Origin of the sequence: Novosphingobium sp. 9 (assembly GCF_025340265.1) — a bacterium.
In the GTDB taxonomy this organism is placed as follows: Bacteria; Pseudomonadota; Alphaproteobacteria; order Sphingomonadales; family Sphingomonadaceae; genus Novosphingobium.
Genome location: NZ_CP022707.1, coordinates 1,077,731 through 1,100,638, shown reverse-complemented (window position 1 = coordinate 1,100,638; position 22,908 = coordinate 1,077,731). Strand labels below are relative to the sequence as shown.

19 protein-coding genes are annotated in these 22,908 nt (G+C 65.4%); 9 read left to right on the top strand and 10 right to left on the bottom strand.

The genetic code is table 11. The features are described 5' to 3' along the window. Positions 1–28 precede the first annotated feature (28 nt). The 4 genes from CI805_RS05540 to CI805_RS05525 form a co-directional block, all read right to left on the bottom strand. Positions 29–883: an amidohydrolase family protein gene (locus CI805_RS05540; protein ID WP_260926976.1), complete on the bottom strand. Its 855-nt coding sequence runs from the start codon at positions 881–883 to the stop codon at positions 29–31. A gap of 194 nt (positions 884–1,077) precedes the next feature. Continuing rightward, positions 1,078–2,103: an amidohydrolase family protein gene (locus CI805_RS05535; RefSeq protein WP_260926973.1), complete on the bottom strand. Its 1,026-nt coding sequence runs from the start codon at positions 2,101–2,103 to the stop codon at positions 1,078–1,080. A gap of 51 nt (positions 2,104–2,154) precedes the next feature. Further along, complete coding sequence (locus CI805_RS05530) at positions 2,155–2,313, bottom strand: hypothetical protein (RefSeq protein WP_260926971.1); 159 nt, start codon at positions 2,311–2,313, stop codon at positions 2,155–2,157. A gap of 22 nt (positions 2,314–2,335) precedes the next feature. Beyond that, positions 2,336–3,325 (bottom strand): PhnD/SsuA/transferrin family substrate-binding protein, encoded by a 990-nt coding sequence (locus tag CI805_RS05525; RefSeq protein ID WP_260926969.1) that lies wholly within the window; start codon positions 3,323–3,325, stop codon positions 2,336–2,338. 444 nt (positions 3,326–3,769) lie between these two features. Here CI805_RS05525 and CI805_RS05520 point away from each other — a divergent pair, with 444 nt between their 5' ends. Next, a complete protein-coding gene (locus tag CI805_RS05520) occupies positions 3,770–5,029 on the top strand; it encodes a LysR family transcriptional regulator (RefSeq protein WP_260926967.1) in 1,260 nt (419 codons plus the stop codon). A gap of 45 nt (positions 5,030–5,074) precedes the next feature. On the opposite strand, the gene CI805_RS05515 is transcribed toward CI805_RS05520, so the two are convergent. Together CI805_RS05515 and CI805_RS05510 are read right to left on the bottom strand one after the other, a co-directional pair. After that, a complete protein-coding gene (locus tag CI805_RS05515) occupies positions 5,075–5,686 on the bottom strand; it encodes a heme-binding protein (protein ID WP_260926965.1) in 612 nt (203 codons plus the stop codon). A 212-nt stretch (positions 5,687–5,898) separates the two neighbouring features. Further along, positions 5,899–8,772, bottom strand: coding sequence for a TonB-dependent receptor domain-containing protein (locus tag CI805_RS05510; protein ID WP_260926963.1), 2,874 nt, complete (start codon positions 8,770–8,772; stop codon positions 5,899–5,901). A 296-nt stretch (positions 8,773–9,068) separates the two neighbouring features. Here CI805_RS05510 and CI805_RS05505 point away from each other — a divergent pair, with 296 nt between their 5' ends. Next, positions 9,069–9,509 (top strand): cupin domain-containing protein, encoded by a 441-nt coding sequence (locus CI805_RS05505; protein WP_260926962.1) that lies wholly within the window; start codon positions 9,069–9,071, stop codon positions 9,507–9,509. 133 nt (positions 9,510–9,642) lie between these two features. Here CI805_RS05505 and CI805_RS05500 read toward each other — a convergent pair whose 3' ends face one another. Next, entirely contained in the window at positions 9,643–10,533 is an 891-nt protein-coding gene (locus tag CI805_RS05500; RefSeq protein WP_260926960.1) for a LysR family transcriptional regulator, read from the bottom strand. A 346-nt stretch (positions 10,534–10,879) separates the two neighbouring features. Between CI805_RS05500 and CI805_RS05495 the strand changes: the two genes are divergently transcribed. The 6 genes from CI805_RS05495 to CI805_RS05470 all read left to right on the top strand — a co-directional run bounded on the left by CI805_RS05495 (position 10,880) and on the right by CI805_RS05470 (position 17,460). Next, positions 10,880–12,250: an aminomethyl transferase family protein gene (locus tag CI805_RS05495; protein ID WP_260926955.1), complete on the top strand. Its 1,371-nt coding sequence runs from the start codon at positions 10,880–10,882 to the stop codon at positions 12,248–12,250. A 262-nt stretch (positions 12,251–12,512) separates the two neighbouring features. Further along, positions 12,513–13,379 carry a methylenetetrahydrofolate reductase gene (locus tag CI805_RS05490; RefSeq protein ID WP_260926954.1) on the top strand — a complete coding sequence of 289 codons (867 nt, stop codon included), beginning with the start codon at positions 12,513–12,515 and terminating at the stop codon, positions 13,377–13,379. A gap of 101 nt (positions 13,380–13,480) precedes the next feature. Then, a complete protein-coding gene (purU, locus tag CI805_RS05485) occupies positions 13,481–14,338 on the top strand; it encodes a formyltetrahydrofolate deformylase (RefSeq protein WP_260927831.1) in 858 nt (285 codons plus the stop codon). A 5-nt stretch (positions 14,339–14,343) separates the two neighbouring features. Continuing rightward, on the top strand, positions 14,344–15,303 hold the full coding sequence (locus CI805_RS05480) for a bifunctional 5,10-methylenetetrahydrofolate dehydrogenase/5,10-methenyltetrahydrofolate cyclohydrolase (RefSeq protein ID WP_260926953.1): 960 nt from the start codon (positions 14,344–14,346) through the stop codon (positions 15,301–15,303). Between the two features lie 133 nt (positions 15,304–15,436). Beyond that, the gene (locus CI805_RS05475; protein ID WP_260926952.1) at positions 15,437–16,975 is read left to right on the top strand and encodes a carbohydrate porin; all 1,539 of its coding nucleotides are present in this window, start codon (positions 15,437–15,439) and stop codon (positions 16,973–16,975) included. A 158-nt stretch (positions 16,976–17,133) separates the two neighbouring features. Next, positions 17,134–17,460 carry a YnfA family protein gene (locus tag CI805_RS05470; protein ID WP_260926951.1) on the top strand — a complete coding sequence of 109 codons (327 nt, stop codon included), beginning with the start codon at positions 17,134–17,136 and terminating at the stop codon, positions 17,458–17,460. A 77-nt stretch (positions 17,461–17,537) separates the two neighbouring features. Here CI805_RS05470 and CI805_RS05465 read toward each other — a convergent pair whose 3' ends face one another. Together CI805_RS05465 and CI805_RS05460 are read right to left on the bottom strand one after the other, a co-directional pair. Next, entirely contained in the window at positions 17,538–17,939 is a 402-nt protein-coding gene (locus tag CI805_RS05465) for a pyridoxamine 5'-phosphate oxidase family protein (protein ID WP_260926950.1), read from the bottom strand. 149 nt (positions 17,940–18,088) lie between these two features. Further along, entirely contained in the window at positions 18,089–20,182 is a 2,094-nt protein-coding gene (locus tag CI805_RS05460; RefSeq protein WP_260926948.1) for a RelA/SpoT family protein, read from the bottom strand. A 364-nt stretch (positions 20,183–20,546) separates the two neighbouring features. On the opposite strand from CI805_RS05460, the gene CI805_RS05455 reads away from it, so the two are divergent. Beyond that, positions 20,547–21,104, top strand: a complete 558-nt coding sequence (locus CI805_RS05455) for a PilZ domain-containing protein (RefSeq protein WP_260926946.1) — start codon at positions 20,547–20,549, stop codon at positions 21,102–21,104. 7 nt (positions 21,105–21,111) lie between these two features. Here CI805_RS05455 and CI805_RS05450 read toward each other — a convergent pair whose 3' ends face one another. Further along, positions 21,112–22,875, bottom strand: a complete 1,764-nt coding sequence (locus tag CI805_RS05450; RefSeq protein ID WP_260926944.1) for a chloride channel protein — start codon at positions 22,873–22,875, stop codon at positions 21,112–21,114. Between the last annotated feature and the right edge of the window lie 33 nt (positions 22,876–22,908).

Genomic DNA, 22,908 nt, shown 5'->3' with positions numbered 1-22,908 from the left:
TTATTCTCGTTGCCGCGACCTTTTAGGATCAGTCGGCCAGCGCGGGGTATAGCTTCTGTGCGGTCCTGGCGAAGATCCAGCTACGCGCTTCCGCGTCGAGCGAGGCCAGACGCGCCTCGGCGGTTGCCTTGATCTCGCCCAGCGTGCCGGGCGAGGTCGGGTAGTTGGAACCCCAGGCCAGACGATCGGCGCCGAACACCTCGACGAACTTGGGGAACAGCGTTTCCGGGGTCGCCTCGCCCTTCGTGCTGTCGCCCATGATGCGCGGGGTCAGCTTGAAGTAGATCGAGGTGATCGGCGCGAGGTCGAACAGGCTCTGCGCCTTGGCGTAGGGCGCGCCGTCGGTCACATCGGGGCGGCCGAGGTGGTCGAGGATGATGTTCACGTTGGGGAAGCGCCTGGCCAGCGAGACCACGGCATCGAGGCCGTTCGGGCCGGTCTGGATGCACATCGGGATACCCAGTTCACCCAGCAGCTCCCACGCCGGATAGGCGCGCGCGTCGTCCAGCTCGCTGGCGTCGAATTCCTTGGTGCTGCCACCGGTGAAGATGCGCAGGCCCTTGAGGCCGCGATCGGTCCACATGCGGATCGTCTCGACCGCATCGGGCGCCAGCACGTCGACCGAACCCACCGAGATCAGGCGATCGGCATAGCGATTGCACGCATCGACGACGTAGCTGTTGTCGAAACCATAGGTGGTCGAGGAATGGACCACCGCGGCCTTGGCGACGCCCGCCTCGTCCATCGAGGCGATCAGCGTTTCGACCGTGCTCGGGCGCTCCTGCGACCAGTCCGAACGCTTGCCGAACAGGGGCGCGGGCGGATAGGCGGTCTCGTCGTCCGAGATCACATGCGGGTGAATATCGACATACGTCGCTGTCATCGGTGTCGGGCTCCAATCGCCGGCCGCGTCCATGCGCGATGCCGGTCATCCTCTCGGGGGTTTGACTCGAAGTTCGGTCAGGTCTTGCAGTGTGCCGGGGCACGCAGGTGGCGGGGAGTTGGAACTGGGCCGGAAGACATAACTTATGCCCTCAAGGAATAGCCCTGAATCGCGCTCCCCGCCGCCCCGGTTCCTTACAGGCCCTTGGCCTTCAGGCGCGCGTCGAGACGCGGATAGACGCGGCGTGCGTTGTCTTCGTAGATCAGTTGGCGATCGGCGTCGGTCAGCGCTTCGCAGGCATCAACATAGCGCTTGGTGTCATCGAAATAGTGGCCGGTGTTTGGATCGCGTCCACGCACGGCACCGATCATTTCCGAACCGAACAGGACATTGGTGGTGGGCACCACCTTGGTCAGCAGCTCGACGCCGGGATGGTGATAGACGCAGGTGTCGAAGAACACGTTTTCGAGCAGACCTTCCAGCGGACGGTCCATCATCTCCAGCGACATGCCGCGATAGCGGCCCCAGTGGTACGGCACCGCGCCGCCGCCATGCGGGATCACGAGGCGCAGCGTCGGGAAGTCCTTGAACAGGTTCGACTGCAGGATCTGCATGAACACCGAGGTATCGGCATTCAGGTAATGCGCGCCGGTGCCGTGGAAGTTGGGATTGCACGAGGCGGCGACGTGGACCATGCCCGGCACGTCCAGCTCGCACAGCGCCTCGAACAGCGGATACCATTCCTTGTCGGTGAAGGGCTTGCCCGTCCAGTAGCCGCCAGTCGGGTCCGGGTTGATGTTCACGCCCACGAAGCCGAGTTCGTTGACGATGCGCTTCAGTTCGGGGACCGAGTTCTTCGGTGCTGCGCCGGGGCTCTGCGGCAGCATGCCCACCGGCACGAAGTTGTCCGGGTACATCTCGGTGACGCGATAGACGAGATCGTTCGAGATCGTCGCCCATTCCAGGCTGGTGCGCTCGTTGCCGAGGTGGTGGCTCATCAGCCCCGCGATCGGCGAGAACAGCGTGAGGTCTCCGCCGCGCTCCTGCTGGAGGCGAAGCTGGCCATCCTCGATGCCCTCGCGGATCTGGTCGTCGGTGACGTAGGCATCGGCGATCTTCGGCGCGTTCGCCTCGTCGTTCGCCGCCGCGACCTGCGCGGCGCGCCATTCGCGGAAGTGCTTGGGCACGGTCGTGAAATGGCCGTGACAGTCGATGATCATGATAGACTCCGTAATTGTGCGGAGAGGTTCACCCAGCAAGCTGCTGTTTTACTACCGTGCCCCGCCACCCCCTCCGTTCGTGTCGAGCGAAGTCGAGACACGCTGGCGCGGCGAATGCCGTGTCTCGACTTCGCTCGACACGAACGGGGGCAGGAAGAGATCGAGCCGATAGCGTGAACGTTCCGAAAAACCGACGGGAGGCGACACCATGCCGCCTCCCGCAGCGAAAAGATCAGACGCGCACCGGCGCCTTGAGCGGATCGACGAAGAGTTCCTCCATGCTCATGCGGCGCGGGGTGAGGCCCTGCTTGAACGCGGTCTGCTCCAGCGCCTCGATGGTCGCGCGGTTCTCCTCAATGCCGTAGGGCAGCGGGTCGGGACCGACGATGCCCTGCAGCGCGCGGTACTTGTCCGCCTGCTTGCCGGTCGCCTCGCCCGAGTTCAGCTTGGCCAGCCACTCGTCCTTGGCGCGGGTGAAGGCATCGTTGAGCGAACGCGCGATCCACGGATGCTGCGCCAGGATGTCGTCCTTGACGACGATCGTGCCGTGCATCGGATAGACGCCGGTGCGCGCGAAGTATTCCTTCTCCGCACTTTCCGCATCGGGGATGAGATCGGGATACATGCTGGTGTCGACTTCCTGCCAGCCGCCGGTCGGGCTGCCGGTACGACCGATGCCGGCCGCCGCCTCGACGCCCGCCTGAATCGCGCCGCTGGCCATCATGTCGGCCAGCGAGACGCCGCCTTCGGTGTGGCGCACGTTGGAAGGCAGCTTCAGCTCGGTGACGTGCTCCTCGTCATCGACGACCCAGTTCACCTTGGAATTGTCCATGCCGTATTCGTCGATGAAGACCTGACGGATCCACACGCCAGTCGTCACCGAATAGGCGCGCACGCCCACGGTCTTGCCTTCCAGATCCTTCGGATGATGGATGCCCGCGTCGGGGCGCACCAGCATGCCGCCATGGTGGAAACGACGCACCACGAAGATCGGCAGCGCCGTGAACGGGCGGCCATAGGCGCGGGCGATGATATAGGTGGTCGGCGCCAGTTCGCAGACGTCGAATTCGAGGTCGCGCACCATGCGGCGGAACGCGCCGATCTGCGGCTTGACGGTGACGAACTCGGGCTCAACACCCTCGATCTCGATCTCGCCGCTGCGGATCGCCGAGGTGTGCGGATGCTCGGCAATCGCCAGCTTGAGGGGAACTTTCTGGCTCACTCTCACTCTCCTTGAAACCTTCTTGCACCAGCCCGCCCGAGATCCGGGCTGCCAGCGTGCGCCTCTCTAAGCGCCACCCCCGCCCGCTTCGTCAACGCGGCGGGGCCGGAACCACGCGCAGGAGACAAGCAATTTATAACCTGTGCGCTGCGGCTCGCCCTGTCATGTGATTGAAATATGGATTTTGCAGCGATTGAAATCGCGCAAGCGGCAATAGGTTTACCGCATTGCGCCTGTGCTTGAAAACGAGCCTGCGCAGCTGCGAGCAATCTCCGGATACCCGTCATAATCCCATGTTTTCTGCGCAATAGCGTGATATTTCATGCCGATCTCATGACCTGTCGACGCGCATTACCTTCGCAGATGCGGGAACGATGCGATGCATTTCAGGTTGAACGGGAGATAAAAAAGGCGAAGACTGCACCGCAGGAGAGGACATAAATAATGATCACAGCCAACCACTCTGGCACCAGTTCCGGCAACAGCCTCGAACGCGCCGGGTCGCTCAGCTTCCGGCAATTGCGCCTGTTCGAGGCGATCGGTGACTTGCGCAGCGTGCGGCAGGCCGCAGAGGCCTGCAACCTGTCGCAACCTGCCGTCACGCAAGCCCTCGCCAAGATGGAAGCCCAGCTCGACGTGCCGCTGGTCGACCGGCGCGCGAGCGGCAGCTACCTCAACGAATGGGGCGAGATCTTCCACGCCCGCGTGAAGCGCTTCTTCAACCAGGCCCAGCGCGCCATCGTCGAGATCGGCGCCGCCACCAACGCGGACAATGCCCGCGCGATCATGAACCGCCTGACGCGCTCGCAGCTGCGCATGCTGGTCGCGGTGGTCGAGCACGGCTCGTTCGAGCAGGCGGGCGAGGTCATCGCGATTTCCCCGGCCTCGCTCCAGCGTTCGGCCCGCGATCTTCAGGGCAACCTGCAGGTCTCGCTGTTCTATCGCACCGCCTCGGGCATGATCGTCGGCCCGGCAGGCATCCGCTTCGGCCAGCTGGCGCGGCTCGCCATGCACGAGATCGAACTGGGCGTGATGGAACTGGACGCCGCGCGCGAAGGCAGCGAAACGCCCGTGGTGATCGGCGCCATGCCGTTCGGCGGCAGCGTGCTGCTGGCCTCGGTGCTCGGCGATTTTCTCGCCACCCATCCGCAGGCGGACGTTCGGGTCATCAGCGAAAACGCGACCGAAATGACGCGGGCGCTGCGCACCGGCGCGGTCGATTTCGCGGTCGGCCTGCTGCCCGAACAGACCGATCCAGACTTCATCTGCGAACCGCTGGCCCAGACGCCCTACGTCATCGTCGGGCGCCGCAGCCATCCGCTGACCTTCGCGGGCAAGGTCACGGTGTCCGAACTGATGGCGCATGACTGGATCATCGGCACCGAAGGCTCCAGCCGCCGCGCCTGTTTCGAGCGGATCTTCGCCGGAACGCCCGGCCCGCGCACCCAGCTCGCCACTTGCGGCGTGCCGATCATCCGCCACCTGCTGCGCGACAGCGACCGGCTGACGCTGATGACCTCCTACGAGGTCGCCGCCGAGCGAGACACGATGCGCGCACTCCATTTCTCGCGGATCGAACCTGCCCCGTCGATCGGCATCACCCGCCGCGCCGACTGGATGCCGACCCGACTGCAGAGCGAGTTCCTCGACACCATCCGCCGCCATGTCAGCGCCGAACCGGTGCGCCTGCCGCAGGCGGTGTAGAAAGCCCGCAAGAGAGCCTGCCCGCCCGCAGGCTCTCTTTCTCCCTTAACCCTTGCGGCCTTCCAGCATGGCGACGGCGACTTGCGCGCACTGCTCGTCGAGCGTCTTGTCGCCGCCCAGCGATCCGCCCGAGGCCGCGACGATGCCGAACATGTGCTTGCCGTGCATCAGCGGGAAACCGCCGCCGCGCAGCACGCCGATATCGGGATCGACCACCGCGCTGACCGCCGTGTCATGGTTGGTTTCGGCCAGATTGGCGACATCGAGCGAGGGCTTGCCGTACTTCGCCACGATATTCGCCTTGGTCTGCGCGATCAGCATCGAGCGCACGCCCGCGCCATCGCCCGAAAGCAGCACGACCGGCTGCGCGTTCACATCCGCGACCAGCACGCTGACCGGCGCGCCTTTCGCCGCGCAGGCACTCACTGCGGCGCGGGCTGCGGCAATCGCGGCGTCGAGCGGCGGAGCCTCGGCGCGCGGCAGGTTCTTGGGCATCGCGGCGATGCGCTGCGCCAGCGAGGGCACATAGGCCGGCACCGGCAGCGCGGCAGCCAGCGGGTCCGGTCCATCGACCGCCTGCGCCGCGCCACAGCCGAGCGCTACAAGACCACCTGCCGCCGCGATCAACGCCAGCCGGAGAGGAGAGGAGGAAAGCATCGGGGGGTACTCCTTGCCATGTTTTTATACGAAGCGGATCGACTGTAGGGGATGCGTTCGCGCGCGGACTTCCAAACTGCGCTGCCCGCCTTCCAATTCCTGCCCTTCCCTCACGCCCTTGCGCGCCTGAGCATCTTCAGACGCCGAAAAGCCGAAGAGGACGACGCCGCGCGCCGCCCTCTTCGCAGTGTTCCGCCAGGGTGGGGGCGAAATCAGAACTTCATCCGGAAGCCTGCCGTGAACTGGCGACCGATCACATCGTCGCCGATCGCATAGCCATCGCGGTATCCGGCACGCGTGCCGTTGCCGGTATAGCCGCCCGTCGGCGGGATGGCGTTGAACAGGTTCTGGACGTTGACGTAGAACTCCCCGGTGGGAACCCCGGTCGGCTTGAACGTCAGTGTCACGTTGGTGGTGGCGAACGAATCGAGGTGATTGTTTTCCCAGACCTCGCCGGGCACACCGCTCAGCTTCATCGGATTGCGCCAACGCTCCATCAGGTCGACCGAAAGCTGATCGCTCGGCTCGTAGTGGACAAGGCCGGTCAGGCGCACGGTCGGCGCGGCTGCTGCGCCCAGCTGACCGAAGGCGGCTCCGGCCTGATCGATCGTCGGCACGCCCGGCTGGCGATAGTAGATATGCGGCTGGTACGCGCCCAGGAACCGCACGCCCAGACGGCGGCCGAACAGCGAGGTGTGCAGGTTCGCCTCGACATCGACGCCCATCGTCTCGATCGAGGAGAGGTTGATGCTCTGGCTGATCCAGGCCGTGACCTGATTGGCCGGGTTGGTATCGTCCGGGTTGTTCGGGTCGAACCCGCCGGGACGGACCTGCAAGGCGCAATAGGGCGATGTGCCGCCGCTGGCATAGCACAACTGCTGGATCTGCGTGGTCTGGCCCTGCAGCTGCGTGATCGCGTTCGTCACCTTGATATGGTAGTAATCGACCGCGATATCGAACACCGGCGAAGGCTTCCACACCGCACCGATCGTGAAGGTGTTGCCGATCTCCGCCTTCAGGTTGGGGTTGGAAAGGTTATAGGCCGGGACCGTCGGCGACGTACCTGTCAGCGTGTCGGTAGGCCGCACGATGCTGATATAGGTCGGCGCGAACAGGTCGTTCAGCGTAGGTGCCCGGATATCGCGCGAACGTGTGCCGCGCACCCGCAGCGTATCGGTGATGTGCCAGTCGATCCCCAGCTTCCACGTCCAGTACTGGCCGCTGGTCTGGTAGCTGGTGTAGCGTGCCGCGCCGCTGAGCGCGAAGGACTTGATGAACGGCAGGTCATTGACCAGCGGCACGTTCGCCTCGACCGCCCCTTCCCACACGGTGTTGCTGATGGTGTCGGTGGGGGCGAACGTGTTCTGCCACAAGAGCGTCGAGCCTTGCGTGCAGTTGTAGCGGATACCGGTGCAGTCGGCATAGTCGCTGGGCGTCGCATCGCTGCTCGAATGGAACGCCAGACGCCGCCATTCGCCCGAGATCGCCACGTTTACCGGCCCCGCCCAGGTATCGAAGGGCGATCCGCTGATCGCCGCCGTCACATCGTCAAGCACGGTTGCGGCGCGATAGTGCGTGTCCTGCTGGATATAGTCGAGCGCGGCCTGGCTGGCATTGCCCGCGCCGAACACATCAAGCGGCACGCAATCCGGGTTCTGCGCGGCCGAAGCGCACACGATGTTGCCGTTGCCATCCTCCACTGCATCGAGCGCAGCGTAAAGATGCTGGTAGTTCAGGTTGTTGGTCGATGTGGTCTTGAGCACCGAGGAGCCGTGAATGTAATCGACGTTCCAGTCGAACTTGCCCAGCTTGCCGTTCAGCCCCGCCGCAAGGTTGATCTGCGTGGTCTTCGCATCGACGCCAAGGCGCGGCCCGGCGGTCATCAACTCGCTCAGCTTGAACGTGCTCTGCCCGGCCAGCTGGCTGCGGATGGCGTCCGACAAGAACGGATTGCTGGCGCTGATCGTCGCGTTCTGGAGCAGCACGTTGTCGGCATAGGACTGGTTCGATTTGAAGTTGCCGCCCGCCTGCGCGTAGAAGTGGATGTCATCGGTCAGATCGTAGTCGAAGCGACCGAAGAACTGGTTGAACTCCAGCGGCGCAATCAGCGAGGCGTCGTAATAGGCGCCGTCGCCGCCGACTTCGAGCGCCGAGGTGCCGGTGGCCGTCCCTGCCTGATAAGGCCGCAGCGAACCATCGGCGTTGAAGGTCTGCCCGGCCAGCGGCCCCGACGAGATATAGCCGCCCGAGGTGATCTTCGAGAGGCGCAGGCCCGTCTGGTTGACGTAAGGGTTGCCCGTGGTGCCTGCCCCGGTCACGCCCGCCTGATCGAGCCACGAACGGTCGGTGCGGCGGGTGATGCCGTTCTGCTTGAGGTACTGGTAGCTCGCCTCGAAATGGCCTCTGCCACCGAACAGATCGGTGCCCCAGGCCAGGCCTGCCTGATAGTGTCCGGCATCGCCCTTTTGCGAAATCCCGCCCTCGGCCTGCACTTTCAAACCCTGCAGGTTCTTGTCGAGCACATAGTTGACCACGCCTGCAACCGCGTCCGAGCCGTAGACGGCAGAAGCGCCGCCGGTGACGACATCGACGCGGCTGACCATCATCTGCGGGATCGAATCGACATCGACGATGCCGCTGATGAGCGTGGGCGGCACGCGCTTGCCGTCCATCAGCACCAGCGTTTCCTGGCTGCCGAGGTTGCGCAGGTTCAACTGGTTCGCGGCACCGTTGCCCGCACCGACCGAACCGGTCGAGGAGGCGTTCGAGCCCGACCCGCGCGAGCCGGAGAACACCGGCATCGTGTTCAACGCATCGGCCAGCGTGCCGGGCTGCACCGCCAGCGCCTGCTGCGTGGAGACGACCGTGACGGGCGTCGGGCTGTTGTTGCCGTTGGTGATGACGCGCGAGCCGGTGACGATGATTTCCTGCGCCTTTTCAGGGGCGATGGCAGGCGGTGTCGCGTCAGTGGCAGGCGGTGTTTCTGATGGCGCTGGTGCAGGCGATGTGGTGGTCTGGGCATGAGACGCACCGGCCCATGCCAGCGCGAGCGCACTGACATGCACGGCGATAATACGCTTGGTCACGAAAATCCTCCCCTGTCGATGCCACTCGCCCCGGCATCAATCGGCACCGCAAATCCTTGCTGGCGGTGCTTCTTCTTCCCAAAAACCGGCGCCACCTTCGTGGGCGACTGCCTGATTCGATCTCTGTGGTATCACCAAGCACTGCAAAACAAAGGCATCAAAGTCGCAATGCAGGGTATCAATTTCCCGTTTCGGGCGATTGCCATCTCGCTGCACTGCAACGTGGGCGAGACGCCGGCGGCATCTTTTGCCATGATGATATCCGCCCCAGCTCCCAGGAACACCCAAGAAACGTCATGCCCGATACTGCCATTTCATCCGTGGACGATCTCCCGCTGGAGCGCATCGTCGAGCTGTTCGCGATGGAGCGTCATCCGACCTGCGGCTGGTTCGCCCCGCACCATGCCGACAGCGAAACCCGCAGCCGCCCCAGCATCAGCTCGATCTATTACCTGCTTTCCGGCGACGAACCGCTGCCGCTCGGCCAGCTGGACGCGACGCAGGTCTGGCATTTCTACGCAGGCGCCCCCGCCCGCTTCGAGGTGGGCGACGGTGTGCGCACGCCGATGGAAAGCCTGCTGGGGCGCGACTTCGCCGGAGGCCAGCGCCCGCAACTCGCAGTCCCTGCGTTCCTGTGGCAGTCCGCGCGAAGCCTTGGCGCCTGGACGCTGCTCGGCGCGACGACCTCACCCGCCCGGCTTGCCCGCAGCAGCTTCGTGATCGACGTGGGAGGGTAAGAATTTTGCGGCACCGGCCCACGCCCCACCCTACCACTCAACGGTAGTATCCTGCGGGTGGCAGGGTGGGGGCGTGGGCCGGTGCCGCTTCCTGAAAATGTCGTAATCGACATTTTCCAGACAGACCCAAACCCTACAATCCGTTGCGCGCGAACCAGTCGAGCGCGAAATCCATCAGCAGACGCACCCGTACCGGCAGGCCACCGCCCGGTGCGATGGCGACGAACAGTGTCTGCGGCAGCGGCGTCCAGTCGGGCAGCACCTCGACCAGCTGTCCCGCCGCGATATCCCCGCGCACCAGCGGCTCAGGCACCAGCGCCAGCCCCATGTCCTGCAACGCGGCATCGCGCAGCACCGAGAAAGTGTCTGCCGACAGCGCGCCCACCGGCTGGAGGCGCTCCTCGCGCCGGTCACGGAAGAACTGCCAGGTGTGATAGTTGAACTGCACCAGCAGGCGATGCTCGGACAAATCTGACGGCGCGGCGGGCGCACCGTGCTGCGCAACATAGCCGGGCGAGGCGACCAGCCGGTAGGGAATGTCCGCCAGCTTGCGTGCGACGATCCGGCTGTCGGGGATCTGGCGCGTGTGCAGCGCGATCTCGCAGCCCTGATCGACGAAGCCATAGGCGGTCTGCGCCATGCCGCCCAGGATCAACCGGGGTCGGATCTGCGGGTGCAGCGCGGCGAACTCGACCAGCAGCCGCGTTGCCTGCGCATGCAGCCACTTGGGCGCGAGCACCGCGATCTCGCCGCGCGCCTCGCCCGCCTCGGCACTGACCGCGCGGTCCATCTCGGCGACGCGGGTCAGGATTTCGTCGGCGAAGTGGAAGTAGCGCTGGCCCTCCTCGGTCAAGGAGAGCGAGCGCGTGGTACGGTTCATCAGCCGCACGCCCAATTCCGCCTCCAGCGCCTGGATATGCCGCGTGACGATCGTGCGGGAAATGCCCAGTTCCTGCGCGGCGGCGCCGAGCCCACCCTGCTTCACCGCGCCGACGAACGCCTCCATGGCCTTCATGCGGTCCATTGGTCCGTCTCCCCAGAGTTGTGCGGCACCGGCCCTCTCCCCCACCCGGCCTCCCATCAAGGATATACTGTGGGAGGCCGGGTGGGGGAGAGGGCCGGTGCCGCGCCGAAAATACCCGCAAGGGCATTTTCGAACAAATAAATGGCGTTTGCGCAGCAACGCAAGCCGCATTCCATTTGCGCACTTTGTGCAATCCAATGGTGCGCGCAGCCCCCCTTTTTCCGAATCCCTCACAGGGTCATCTGTTGCGGGGACACACCCGCCGCTGCGCCCAGCGATGCTTCAGGCAAGCACAAAGGCGCTTCAGGCGAACACCAAAAGACCCCGAGAGGAAAAGGAAGTTTCCGTGACGATCCAGCAGACCGAAAGTCTTGAAATGGCCCTCCTGCGCGCCGGTGGCGCGGTGGAATTGCTGCGCAACAGCCAGCGCCGCGCGTTCTCCCACGGCACGGTCTCCGGGCAGTTCACCAACTGGCAGAGCGAAGTCGCCTCGTGGCTGACGGGCGTCGGCTTCATGGACCAGTCGCACCACATGGTCGACCACTACGTGAAGGGCCCCGGCGCCTTCGAGATGCTGCGCCACCTCGCGGTCAACAGCTTCGAGAACTTCCGCCCCGGCATGGCCAAGCAGTTCGTGGCCTGCGCGCCCGACGGCAACTACCTCGGCGACTGCGTGCTGTTCTACCTTGAGGAGAACCTGTTCAACCTCGTCGGTCGTCCGACCTCGCTGGACTGGGTGGAATACCATGCGCAGTCGGGCAAGTGGGACGTCACCACCGAGCGCGATCCCCAGTCGATGGATCGCGGCGGCCGCCCGCCGGTGGTCTACCGCTACGAAGTGCAGGGGCCCCTGGCCGGTGCGCTGATGGAGAAGGTGACGGGCAAGCCCCTGCCCGAGATCAAGTTCTTCGGCATGACCGACTTCACCATCGCCGGCCACCGCGTGCAGGCGCTGCGCCACGGCATGGCGGGCGCGGTCGGCTTCGAGATGTTCGGCCCGTGGAGCGAAGGCGAGGCTGTGCGGGGCGCCATCCTCGCCGCCGGTGAGGAATTCGGCCTGACGCTGGTCGGCTCGATCGCCTACTCCACCGCCAACCTCGAATCCGGCTGGGTTCCCGGCCCGCTGCCCGCGATCTTCAACCAGCCCGAACTCAAGGCCTATCGCGAATGGCTTCCCGCCCGCGGCGCCGGCAGCCTTGCCGGCAGCTACAACCCGGCCAACATCGAAGACTACTACGTCCTGCCGCATGACCTCGGCTATGACCGCATCGTCAAGTTCGACCACGATTTCGTCGGTGCCGATGCGCTGAAGGAACGCCTTGCCACCGGCCCGCGCCGCAAGAAGGTGACGCTGGTGTGGGATGCCGACGACATGGCCGATGTGGTCTCTTCGGCATGGCGCGATGGCCCCAAGGCCAAGCACTTCAACATGCCCAAGGCGCGCTATGGCCTCTACCAGATGGACCAGGTGCTGGTGAAGGGCGCCGCTGCCGGTATCTCGCTCGACTGCGGCTATCTCGCCAACGAGCGCAAGATCGTCTCGCTGGCCGTGGTGGACGAGGAATTCGCCGCCACCGGCACGCAGGTCTCGCTGCTGTGGGGCGAAAGCCCGAACTCGACCAAGCCGCAGGTCGAAGCGCACGAGCAGTTCGAGGTTCGCGCCACCGTGGCCCCGGCACCCTACGGCGCCCACGCCCGCAACACCTACCGCAAGTGACCAAGTAAGCCGGGCGGGAGCGGCGGCACAGAACGCTGCTCCCGCTTCGCACTCCCGCACGAATACCTACCGTTATGTCAGCCGACCTCTCCCGTCGGCTGTCCCTGTCGCCCGCGAGCGCCCTTTGTGAAGCTCCGCATCCGGCTTTCTCGCGGGCGGCCTTTATTCGATCGCGACCTTCCCGGCCCCCGCGCCGCACCCGGCCTTTTCGGGATGCGCCGCCGCGCGCCCCGACAAGGCGGATCAGGAAGGACCAGACAGCATGTTCCAGCCAGCACCCGATACGCAAACCTCGATACCGCTGCGCGATGTGACGGAAGGCTTCTCGCTCGAAGCGACCGCCAAAGACATCGCCTCGCTCCAGGCCGCTACCCCCGGCATCCCGCAAGGCACGACGATCGCCGTGCCCTGGCTTCCGGGCGAGGATACCGCCGCGCGCGTGCTGGCAGCAAAGGCCGTGCGCGATCTCGGCTTCGAGCCGATGCCGCACTTCTCGGCGCGGCGCATCGCCTCGATCTCGGCGCTGGTGGATGACCTTGCGCGCTTCACCGGCGAGGCAGGCGTGACCGAATGCTTCGTCGTTGCCGGAGACCCGAGCGAGCCCGTCGGCCCCTTCGCGGACAGCAGCGCGGTGATCGCCACCGGCGCCTTCGAGGCGGCGGGCATCCGTCGCCTCGGCGTCGGCGGCCATCCCGAGGGCCACGATCACATGGACGAGGCGCAGCGCTGGCAGGTGCTGACAGACAAGTGCGCCGCGATCGCCGCGCGCGGCATGGACGCGCATATCGTCACCCAGTTCGGCTTCGATGCCGAGCGTATCCTCGGCTGGATGGCCGAACTGCGCGCGCAGGGCATCACGGTGCCGGTGGGCCTCGGCGTACCCGGCCCTGCCGGTATCCGCCAGTTGATGCGCTTTGCCGCGCGCTGCGGCGTCGGCGCCTCGGCCTCGGTGCTGGGCAAGTACGGCATTTCGCTGGGCAAGCTGATCGGCACCGCCGGACCGGAGCGGATGATCGACACGCTGTCGGCTGGCCTCGTCCCCGAGCTTGGCCCTGTCCACCTGCACTTCTACCCCTTCGGCGGCATCGAGAAGGCCGTCGACTGGATCGCCGCCCACCGCGCGCGCTGACCCCGGACGAAAGACACCACGCCATGACCACCAAGATCGCCACGCTCGAACGCCCCGCTCCAGTCGGTGCCCCCGCCGATGCCCCCACCGACACGCGCGCCGTGAGCGAAAGCTGCACGCTGACGCTCCAGTGCGACGACCGCCCCGGCCTTGTCGCCACGGTTGCCACCTGCCTTGCCTCGCACGGGGCGAACATCACCGATGCTGCGCAATTCAACGATCCCTCGAACGACCGCTTCTTCATGCGCGTGGGCTTCGACATCCCCTCGGAAAGCGCGCTGCTGGAACTGTGCGACGGCTTCGGCGTGGTCGCCCGCCCGGCCGCGATGCAGTGGAAGATCCGCCGCAACGCCCGCCCGCCCAAAGTGCTGCTGATGGTCAGCAAGTTCGACCATTGTCTGGGCGACCTGCTCTATCGCAGCAAGCTGGGCGAGCTGAACATGGAGGTGGTCGGCATCGTCAGCAATCATCCGCGCTCGGCGCTGACGATCTCGCTGGGCGACGACGTGCCCTTCCACCACTGCCCGATCACCCGCGACACCAAGCCGCAGCAGGAAGCGCAGATCCGCCAGATCATCGCCGAAACCGGCGCCGAACTGGTGGTGCTGGCGCGCTACATGCAGATCCTGTCGGACGAGATGTCGGCATTCCTTTCGGGCCGCTGCATCAACATCCACCACTCGTTCCTGCCGGGCTTCAAGGGCGCCAAGCCCTATCACCAGGCCCATGCGCGCGGGGTGAAGATGATCGGCGCGACCGCGCACTACGTCACCGGCGATCTCGACGAAGGCCCGATCATCCATCAGGCGGTCGAAGCCGTCACCCATGCCGCCACGCCGGACGACATGGTGCGCACCGGCCGCGACATCGAGCGCCGCGTGCTGGCCGAAGCGGTGCGTCTCCACCTTGAGGACCGGGTGCTGCTGAACGGCCATCGCACCGTGGTCTTTCGGGACTGAAGACGATGGCCAAGCTGATCCCCGGCCGCGCCATCGCCGCCGGGCTGGTGCAAAAGGTCGCCACCGAGGCCGCCGCCTTCACCCAGCGCACCGGGCAGATGCCCGCGCTGGCAGTGATTCTCGTCGGCGATCATGCGCCGAGCGAAATCTACGTGCGCCGCAAGGTTTCCGAATGCGCGAAGGCGGGTATCCGCTCGATCGAGCACCGCCTGAGCGCAGGAACATCGCAGGCGGACCTCCTCTCGCTCGTCGCCGTACTCAACGCCGACCCGCAGGTTCACGGCATTCTGGTGCAACTGCCGCTGCCCGCGCATCTCGATCCGGTGCCGGTGCTCGACGCGATCCGGCCCGACAAGGACGTGGACGGCTTCCACCCGGTCAATGTCGGGCGGCTTTCCACCGGCTCCGAAGGGCTGGTCCCCTGCACGCCGCTGGGCTGCATGATGCTGATCGACACTGTGCTGGACGATCTCAAGGGCAAGCACGCGGTGGTGATCGGCAAGTCCAACGTCGTCGGCAAGCCGGTCGCCATGCTGCTGCTAGAGCGCGAATGCACTGTCACAGTCACGCATATCGCCACGCAAGGGCTGCCGCAGATCGTGCGCGAGGCCGATATCGTCGTGGCTGCGGCAGGCGCACCGGGCCTAGTGCGCGGTGACTGGGTGAAGCCCGGCGCGGTGGTGATCGACGTCGGCATCACCCGCATCGATACGCCCGAGGGCAGGACGCGCATCGTCGGCGATTGTGCGGCGAGCGAGATGGATCACGCCCTTGCCGTCACGCCCGTCCCCGGCGGCGTCGGGCCGATGACCATAGCCTGTCTGCTGGCCAACACCATCGCAGCTGCGAACAGACTTTCGACCGACGAGCCCCACGCCGAAGTGCCCGGCACGCGCGATCAGACGCAATCGCTTGCAAATACGTCAAACCATCAGAATTCATTTGCTGCTGCAAGTGATCGCTAACTTGCCGCGCCTCTCGTCCTGATCGTGCCCTTGCGGCAGACAAGTGTCCGAAGCCTGACTTCTGTGTTGCGGATGCTGCAACGCCGCACCCGCAACATAAACCAGAAGCGGGTCGCACAATTGGGATTGAGAGATGCTCGAAAAGACACGTGATACCGCTTTGCCTGCGCGCGCCTCGCGCCAACATGGTCGCCCTGCGCTACACCTTAACAGCGCGCTCCACCTGGGCACCGCACTGATCGCGCTCGGCGCCTGCGCCTTGCCCGCGCTTGCCAGCGCGCAATCGACGGAGCAGGCACCCCCGACCAATGGACCGACCCTGCCCGACACCCAGCAGGACGGCCAAGGGACAGGGACTCTGGCGCAACCGCCCGCCACCTCGCCCGACGATGCCGTTCCCGCCACCGCCGCCACCACGCCCGACGACAGCTCGGACAGCGAGGAAGCCCGGCTCAAGGCGATGACCAAGCTGCTCTCGATCAAGGGCTGGGAAACCCACGCGCCGACCTACGACAACACGCTGACCCGCGACGCCGGGGGCTGGCGCAGCGCGCTGGCGGATGCGGGCTTCGGCCTCAGCCTCTACAGCCTGAACGTCGTCGCCTACGATTTCGCGCAGGCGGGCGGCAACCTGCACGGACCGCAGGTCTACAACGGCCAGAAGGTAACGCTGCAGTCGAGCAACCAGAACGCCATCCTGACCTATGACCTAGGCCGGGTGGGCCTGAAGGGCGGCCAGCTTTCCGCCAGCGTCGACTGGTCGCTCAACGGCTATCAGTCGCGCAACGGCATCCGTGATCTGCGCATCAAGGGGCTGACCTGGCACCAGCCGATCTTCGGCGGCAAGGTCGAGACCGACATCGGCTATATCGCCAACACCACCTATTTCATGGGCAGCACGGTGGGCGGCAGCCTTTCGGGCGGCGCGCTCGGTCCTTCCGCGCAGGTGCCGGTCGAGGCAGGGCTCAGCTTCGGCCAGTACGATGCGCCCAGCGCCCTTGCGCTGATCCACTGGACCAAGCACCTCTACACCCGCAGCGGCATCCAGCGCAGCATCAGCCCCAACGGCTCCACCGCCGAGAACGACGAGAACCCGGCAGGCCTGACCTTCTCGGTGAACGGCGCCAAGCCGCTGACCGTGCAGGAAATCGGCTATCAGGTGGACCCGGACGCGAACCACAAGTACTTCTGGGCGCGCGCGGGCGGGATCTACAACTGGTCCGACTACAAGCGGATCGACGGCACCGGCACAGGCCACAACGGCATGGTCTTTGCCGCCGTGGACCAGCAGATCACCCAGCCCGATGGTGACAATCCGGCGCGCGGTATCTATCTAGGCGCCACCTTCAACGGCGCGCCGGGCAGCATCGACAAGGTCTATCGCTACTACGAAGGCCGCGCCTACGTGAAAGGCCCCTTCGCCGGGCGCCCGGACGACATGCTTTCGGTCGTCATCGCCGATTCCGTCTACAGCCGCGACACCCGCGATGCCTCGGCGACCGACACCTTCTACCCCCGTAGCGGCACGCAGACCTACACCGTGGGCTACGAGTTCCACGTGATGCACGGCCTGTCGATCCAGCCGGGCATCAGCGTGATCCACAACCCGGTGTTCGACCAGAAGGTCGGCACGGCGGTGAACGGCCTCGTCAACTTCGCGATCTTCCTGTGAGGAATTTCACCCGCCAAAGCATTTTCTAATCAGGCAGAATCACCTGATGACTCGGAAAATGCGGCAAACCAGAAACTGAGAGCGGTTGTTCCGGTGCAATCGGATCAGACACCGCTCTAGATATTGGACAAGCGCCCCCTGCCCTGTCAGGCAGGGGGATGCTTTCGATCCTGATCTATGTGCTGGCAGCATTAGCCGAAATCGGCGGCTGCTTCGCCTTCTGGGCGTGGCTGCGGATGGACCGCTCGCCGCTGTGGCTGGTGCCGGGGTGCCTCTCGCTGGCGCTGTTTGCCTGGCTGCTGACGCGCGTCGATGCCGACGAGGCAGGCCGCGCCTATGCCGCATACGGCGGGATCTACATCACGTGCGCGCTGCTGTGGCTGTGGCAGGCCGAGGGCGTGCGACCCGACCGCTGGGATCTGGCGGGCGCCGCGCTGTGCCTGCTGGGCGCGGGCGTGATCCTGTTCGCCCCGCACCGGGCGTGAATGTTTAGAGCCTGATGACATCGCGGCAGGAGAGGGGGCCCGCAGCCGCCCTCTCCGCCGCTGTTAGGCAAGCAGTCTCATGCAGGCAGCTTGGTGCCTGCCGTCGGCCCCGACCGCAGCGTGTAGATCTCGTCGATGTGGATCAGCACGGCAAACTTGGGCGTCTTCATCCCTGCGGTCTCGGCAAAGGCGCAGGCCTTCTCAAAAGGCTCGCCTTCCGAGAAAATCTCGGGCGAGCCCACGAAGCGATAGCCGTCCAGCGCCTCGCGATCGATCACGGCAATCGCCATCTTCGACCCGTCACGCAAGTTCTGGAGCGTCTGGCCGCCAGTATTCTCGTTGTAGATCAGCGTCGTATCGTCATAGACCCGCAGCGAGCGCTTGGGGCCGATATCGGGCAGCCCGTCCTTGCTGACGGTCGACTGGATCGGCAGCTGCACGGCCAGGAAGCGCTTCATCTCATCGTTCAGGCTAGGCATGTGATCGATGCCCTTTCATCTGTGTAGTGGCTTGGGAAGGCCCTGCTTCTGTCGCACAATATAATGAGAATCAAGTGCAATAGAGCATAGAAAGAAAGGCTCCCGGCGCATGCCGGAAGCCCTCCTTAAATCGGAAATGCCGATATTGCCTAAAGCCGTTCGGCGTCCGCCACCGCTTCACTTGCGCGCAAGGAGCCGACGATGCGGGTGAGGTGCGCCAGATCGCTCACTTCCAGTTCGACATCATAGGTGCCGAACGGATCGTCGCGCTGGTACATCTGCAGGTTGACGATATTGGCGCGATAGCGCGCGAGTATCTCGGTCACTTCGGCCAGCGTACCGGGGCGGTTGTAGAGCACCAGCCGCAGACGACCAACCGCGCCGGTGGTGCGCTCGCCCCACGACAGGTCCAGCCATTCGGCGTCGGCATGATCGGCCAGCGTCGGGCAGTCGATGGTGTGGACTTCCACCTTGTGATCGGGGTGGCGCAGGCCGACGATGCGGTCGCCCGGCACCGGGTGGCAGCACTTCGCCAGTTCGAAGCCCATGCCCGGCGTCAGCCCCCGGATCGAGATCGCCCGTTCGCTGCGAGTCCATTCGGGCATTTCGGGAAGCTGCTCGGTGCTGCCCGGCATCAACGCTTCCATCACCTCGCGGTCGGTGAAGCGGGCCGAGCCGATGGCGAACATCAGGTCTTCCTCGTCGCGCAGGTCCAGCCGCTCGACCGCGCCCTGGGTCGCCTTCTTGCCGATCCGGCCCGGCATGTGGCCGACCAGCTCGTCGAACAGCTTGGAGCCGATCTCGGCCACTTCGGCGCGCTCCTTGGCGCGCACCGCGCGGCGGATGGCGGCGCGGGCCTTGCCGCTGACCACGAAGGCCAGCCACGAAAGCTGCGGCTCGGACGTGGCGCTCTTGATGATCTCGATCACGTCGCCGTTGTTCAGCCGCGTGCGCAGCGGCATGTGCCGCCCGTTGATCTTGGCGCCGACCGCCGCATTGCCGAGATTGGTGTGGACCGCATAGGCGAAGTCCACCGCCGTCGACCCGCGCGGCAACTGGTAAAGCGCGCCCTTGGGCGTGAAGGCGAAGATGCGATCCTGATAGATCGCCATCTTGGTGTTTTCGAGCAGTTCCTCGGCATCGTGCGAGGAATCGACGATCTCGATCAGGTCGCGCAGCCAGCCGACCTGCCCGTCGGGACGCACGCCGCCCTGCTTGTAGGCCCAGTGCGCGGCAAGGCCGTATTCGTTGAGGCGATGCATCTCGCGCGTGCGGACCTGTACTTCCATGCGCATCGAATTCTCGAAGATCAGCGCGGTGTGCAGCGACTGGTAGCCGTTGGTCTTCGGAGTGGAGATGTAGTCCTTGAAGCGGCCGGGGATCATCTGCCAGTGCCGGTGCAGCACGCCAAGCGCCCGGTAACAATCGTCCTCGTTATCCACGAGCACGCGGAAGGCCATGATGTCGGTGATCTGCTCGAAGGAGACGTGGCGCTCCTTCATCTTGCGCCAGATCGAGTACGGATGCTTCTCGCGCCCCGAAACCTCGACGTTCATGCCCACTTCGGCCAGCGCCTGCTTGATGGCGAGCGCGATGGCATCGACCTGCCCGCCTTCCTCGCTGCGGATCTGCGCGAGGCGCCCGGTGATCGTGGCATAGCCTTCGGGCTCCAGCTGCTCGAAGGCGAGCATCTGCATCTCGCGCATGTATTCGTACATGCCCACGCGCTCAGCCAGCGGCGCGTAGATTTCCATGGTCTCGCGCGCGATGCGCTGGCGCTTCTCCGGCTTCTTGATGAAGTGGAGCGTGCGCATGTTGTGCAGGCGGTCGGCCAGCTTGACGAGCAGGACGCGCAAGTCCTCGCTCATCGCCAGCAGGAACTTGCGCAGGTTCTCCGCCGCGCGCTCGTTCTCGCCCATCGCCTCGATCTTCGAGAGCTTGGTGACGCCATCGACCAGCCGCGCGACATCGGCCCCGAACAGCTTCTCGATCTCGTCGATGGTGGCGAGGGTATCCTCGACCGTATCGTGGAGCAGCGCGGTGATGATCGTCTGCTGGTCGAGCTTCAGCTCGGTCATCAGGCCCGCCACTTCGACCGGGTGGCTGAAGTAGGGATCACCGCTGGCGCGCTTCTGGCTGCCGTGCTTCTGCACGGTGTAGACATAGGCACGGTTGAGAAGGCCCTCATCGGCCTCCGGTGCGTATTCAAGGACGCGTTCGACGAGTTCGTATTGGCGCAGCATGGGTACGGGCCAGCATGTCAGGATTTTTGCGTCCACGACAAGAGGCAAGCGACAGAATTGCACTTTTTGCACGCAATCGTTCGTAAACGGAGCCTTTAATCGATTGCTTTACGCATTTTAACGGTTGGCCCGTTAGCAGCGTCCCAACACGTGCAGGTGCATCGTCATCCGGTCCGGGCGAGACCTTCGTCGCCCGCCACGGGGGTTTTCGATGACGAACATGCAGACAGCCGAGGATACATCCGCCGCCCCTAGTTCGGCCAAACGTTCGGCCCCACGTTCTGGTGTGGTCGTACCCCTTTTGGGGGCGGCTCAGTCCGCTTCTCCCCGTGCCTCCGACCTTTCCCACCACAGGAGCCCCTCGATGGACCGCAGCCCGATCGATGCCGCAGACAACCTGACTTTCATGGCCGCTTCCGACCTTCCCGCCCTTCCGCTGGCAGCGACGCTGTCCGCCGCGCTGCCCACCCACGCCTTCGTCCACGACGTGCTGGGCGTGATGAACCCGACCCTTGCCCTCGTGCGCATGGAAAGCGCCGAGGACAGCGAGCGGCGCACCCCCGAACCGCGCCAGCGCACGCTGATCAAGGCGCTGCTGAGCGGTCGCGACCTGCCCGAGCAGGAGGTCATCATCCGCAATGTCTCGGCGCACGGCATGTGCATCGCCCCGCAGGTCGCCATGCCCAGCGCCGGCGAGGAAGTGAGCCTGCGCCTGCCCTCTTCCTTGCGCATCCGCGGTGCGGTGTGCTGGAGCGACGGCAAGACCTTCGGCGTCGAACTGGAGCGCGAACTGGACATCAAGGACCTGATGCGCGCCGACCCGCGCGCCCGTCCGCGCATCGTCGATGCCATCGACATGCTGGTGGACAGGCACTTCGAGCATCGCGAAGGCGGGGACGGGAACGGCGCCGACGCGCGGTAAATCCCGCTTACGACTCCCCGTAAAGCTCGCGCTGGAAGGTTTCCATTTCCTCGAAATAGCGACGACGGGCATGGGCTTCGGTGACGATCCCGAGCACCCGGCCCACCCCGTCGACCACCGCGATTTCATCCGCGCCGGCATTGTCGAACGCCTCCAGCGTCTCGCGGATGCCGGTGGCGGGAGACAGCGTGACCTCCTCCAGACGCGCCACGGAAGCGACGCTCGCCTCCTCGTCCGCCGCCGGATCGTGGACGGCAGCGGTGATCGCGATGCCCAGATAGCGCCCGTCCTCGTCGGTGACGATGACCTTCTTGGTCGAACCCAAGCGAATGCGCTCGCGCGCCTGCGCCAGCGTCATGTCGCCGGGAATGGCGCTCCAGTCCGTCCGCATGATCCGCCCGGCCGAGAGTTTCAGCATCCAGCCGATGTCGCGCGGCCCCCGGATCACCGACCCGCGCAGATGCAGGCGCCATGTCGAGAACGAATAGCCGAACACCTGCCGGGTGATCGCGCTGGAAATCAGCGAGGCGGTCAGCACCAGCCCCATCAGCGCGAAATCGTGGGTGGTTTCCAGCATCAGCATCGTCAGCGTCATCGGCCCACCGACGATCGACACGCTGACCGCCGCCATGCCCACCAGCGCGGCATCGGTATGGTCGAGCGAGATACCCAGCGGCAGCATCTCGACCAGGTCGGCGAAGATCTGCCCGGTGATCGAGCCCAAGAACAGCGAGGCGAAGAACAGGCCGCCACGGAAACCGAAGCTCAGCGAAATCGTGCAGGCCAGCATCTTGAGCACGAGGATCATCAGCAGGAACTGCAGCGGCGGCACCATCGCCAGATTGAGGTGCATCGCCCCGTGCCCCGCCGAGAGCACCTGCGGCGAGATCAGCGCCAGCGGGATCAGCAGCACGCCGCCCACCAACGGGCGATAACGCCCCAGCTTCAGGCGCCCCTGCACGTTGATCTCGGCAAATGTCACCAGCCGCATCACGACGATGCCGACACCCGCGCAGGCAAGACCCAGCACCGCATAGGCCGCATATTCGCGAAGGCTGATGATCCGCTCCGCCGTGGTGGCGATCAGATAGGGCTGCGCGCCGAGGATCTTGGAGATGAACACCGCCGAAAGCGAGGCGGCCATGACCGGCGCCAGACCGGCAGGGGCATAGGTTCCGATGATGATCTCGAAGGCATAGAACGCCCCGGTGATCGGGGCACCGAATGCCGCGCCGATGGCCGCACCTGCACCCGCGCCCACCAGAATGCGCATATCCGCGCGGCGCAGGTTGAACCACTGCCCCAGCCACGACCCCATGCCGCCGCCCATCTGCGCATAAGCCGCCTCCAGCCCCACCGACGCGCCCGCACCGTTCGAGAACAGCGTCTGCACAGCGATCACGAGGTTATCGGTGAAAGGTATGCGCCCACCGTGCATCGCGTTCGCCTCGACCACGTCGATCGGCGCGCGGCGACGGCGCAGCAACAGCGAGAGGCCGACCAGCAGCACCCCGCCGATCGGCAGCGCGATCAACCGCCAGGGATGGTGTATCTCGCCCAGCGCGCTCACCCGGTTGACGGTGACGCCGTAAAGTACGCGCTGCATCCCGTGCGCGAGCGCCCGCAGCAGGTTCGTCGTCCAGCCCGCCGCAAGGCCGACCATCACCGCCAGCACGATGAACGCGGCCTCGCTCTGGCGCACGCGGCGACGCTGGCGCACGGCGAACGCGACCGGCTTCGCAATCCAGACGTGGCGCGTGACCCAGCTCATGATCTGTCCGTATCCTCTCCCGCAGCGGTCATG

Coding starts and splice junctions, on each gene's coding strand:
- CI805_RS05540 (WP_260926976.1), bottom strand. CDS start 883: ATGACAGCGACGTATGTCGATATTCACCCGCATGTGATCTCGGACGAC.
- CI805_RS05535 (WP_260926973.1), bottom strand. CDS start 2,103: ATGATCATCGACTGTCACGGCCATTTCACGACCGTGCCCAAGCACTTC.
- CI805_RS05530 (WP_260926971.1), bottom strand. CDS start 2,313: ATGGTGTCGCCTCCCGTCGGTTTTTCGGAACGTTCACGCTATCGGCTC.
- CI805_RS05520 (WP_260926967.1), top strand. CDS start 3,770: ATGATCACAGCCAACCACTCTGGCACCAGTTCCGGCAACAGCCTCGAA.
- CI805_RS05515 (WP_260926965.1), bottom strand. CDS start 5,686: ATGCTTTCCTCCTCTCCTCTCCGGCTGGCGTTGATCGCGGCGGCAGGT.
- CI805_RS05505 (WP_260926962.1), top strand. CDS start 9,069: ATGCCCGATACTGCCATTTCATCCGTGGACGATCTCCCGCTGGAGCGC.
- CI805_RS05500 (WP_260926960.1), bottom strand. CDS start 10,533: ATGGACCGCATGAAGGCCATGGAGGCGTTCGTCGGCGCGGTGAAGCAG.
- CI805_RS05490 (WP_260926954.1), top strand. CDS start 12,513: ATGTTCCAGCCAGCACCCGATACGCAAACCTCGATACCGCTGCGCGAT.
- CI805_RS05480 (WP_260926953.1), top strand. CDS start 14,344: ATGGCCAAGCTGATCCCCGGCCGCGCCATCGCCGCCGGGCTGGTGCAA.
- CI805_RS05475 (WP_260926952.1), top strand. CDS start 15,437: ATGCTCGAAAAGACACGTGATACCGCTTTGCCTGCGCGCGCCTCGCGC.
- CI805_RS05470 (WP_260926951.1), top strand. CDS start 17,134: ATGCTTTCGATCCTGATCTATGTGCTGGCAGCATTAGCCGAAATCGGC.
- CI805_RS05465 (WP_260926950.1), bottom strand. CDS start 17,939: ATGCCTAGCCTGAACGATGAGATGAAGCGCTTCCTGGCCGTGCAGCTG.
- CI805_RS05460 (WP_260926948.1), bottom strand. CDS start 20,182: ATGCTGCGCCAATACGAACTCGTCGAACGCGTCCTTGAATACGCACCG.
- CI805_RS05455 (WP_260926946.1), top strand. CDS start 20,547: ATGGACCGCAGCCCGATCGATGCCGCAGACAACCTGACTTTCATGGCC.
- CI805_RS05450 (WP_260926944.1), bottom strand. CDS start 22,875: ATGAGCTGGGTCACGCGCCACGTCTGGATTGCGAAGCCGGTCGCGTTC.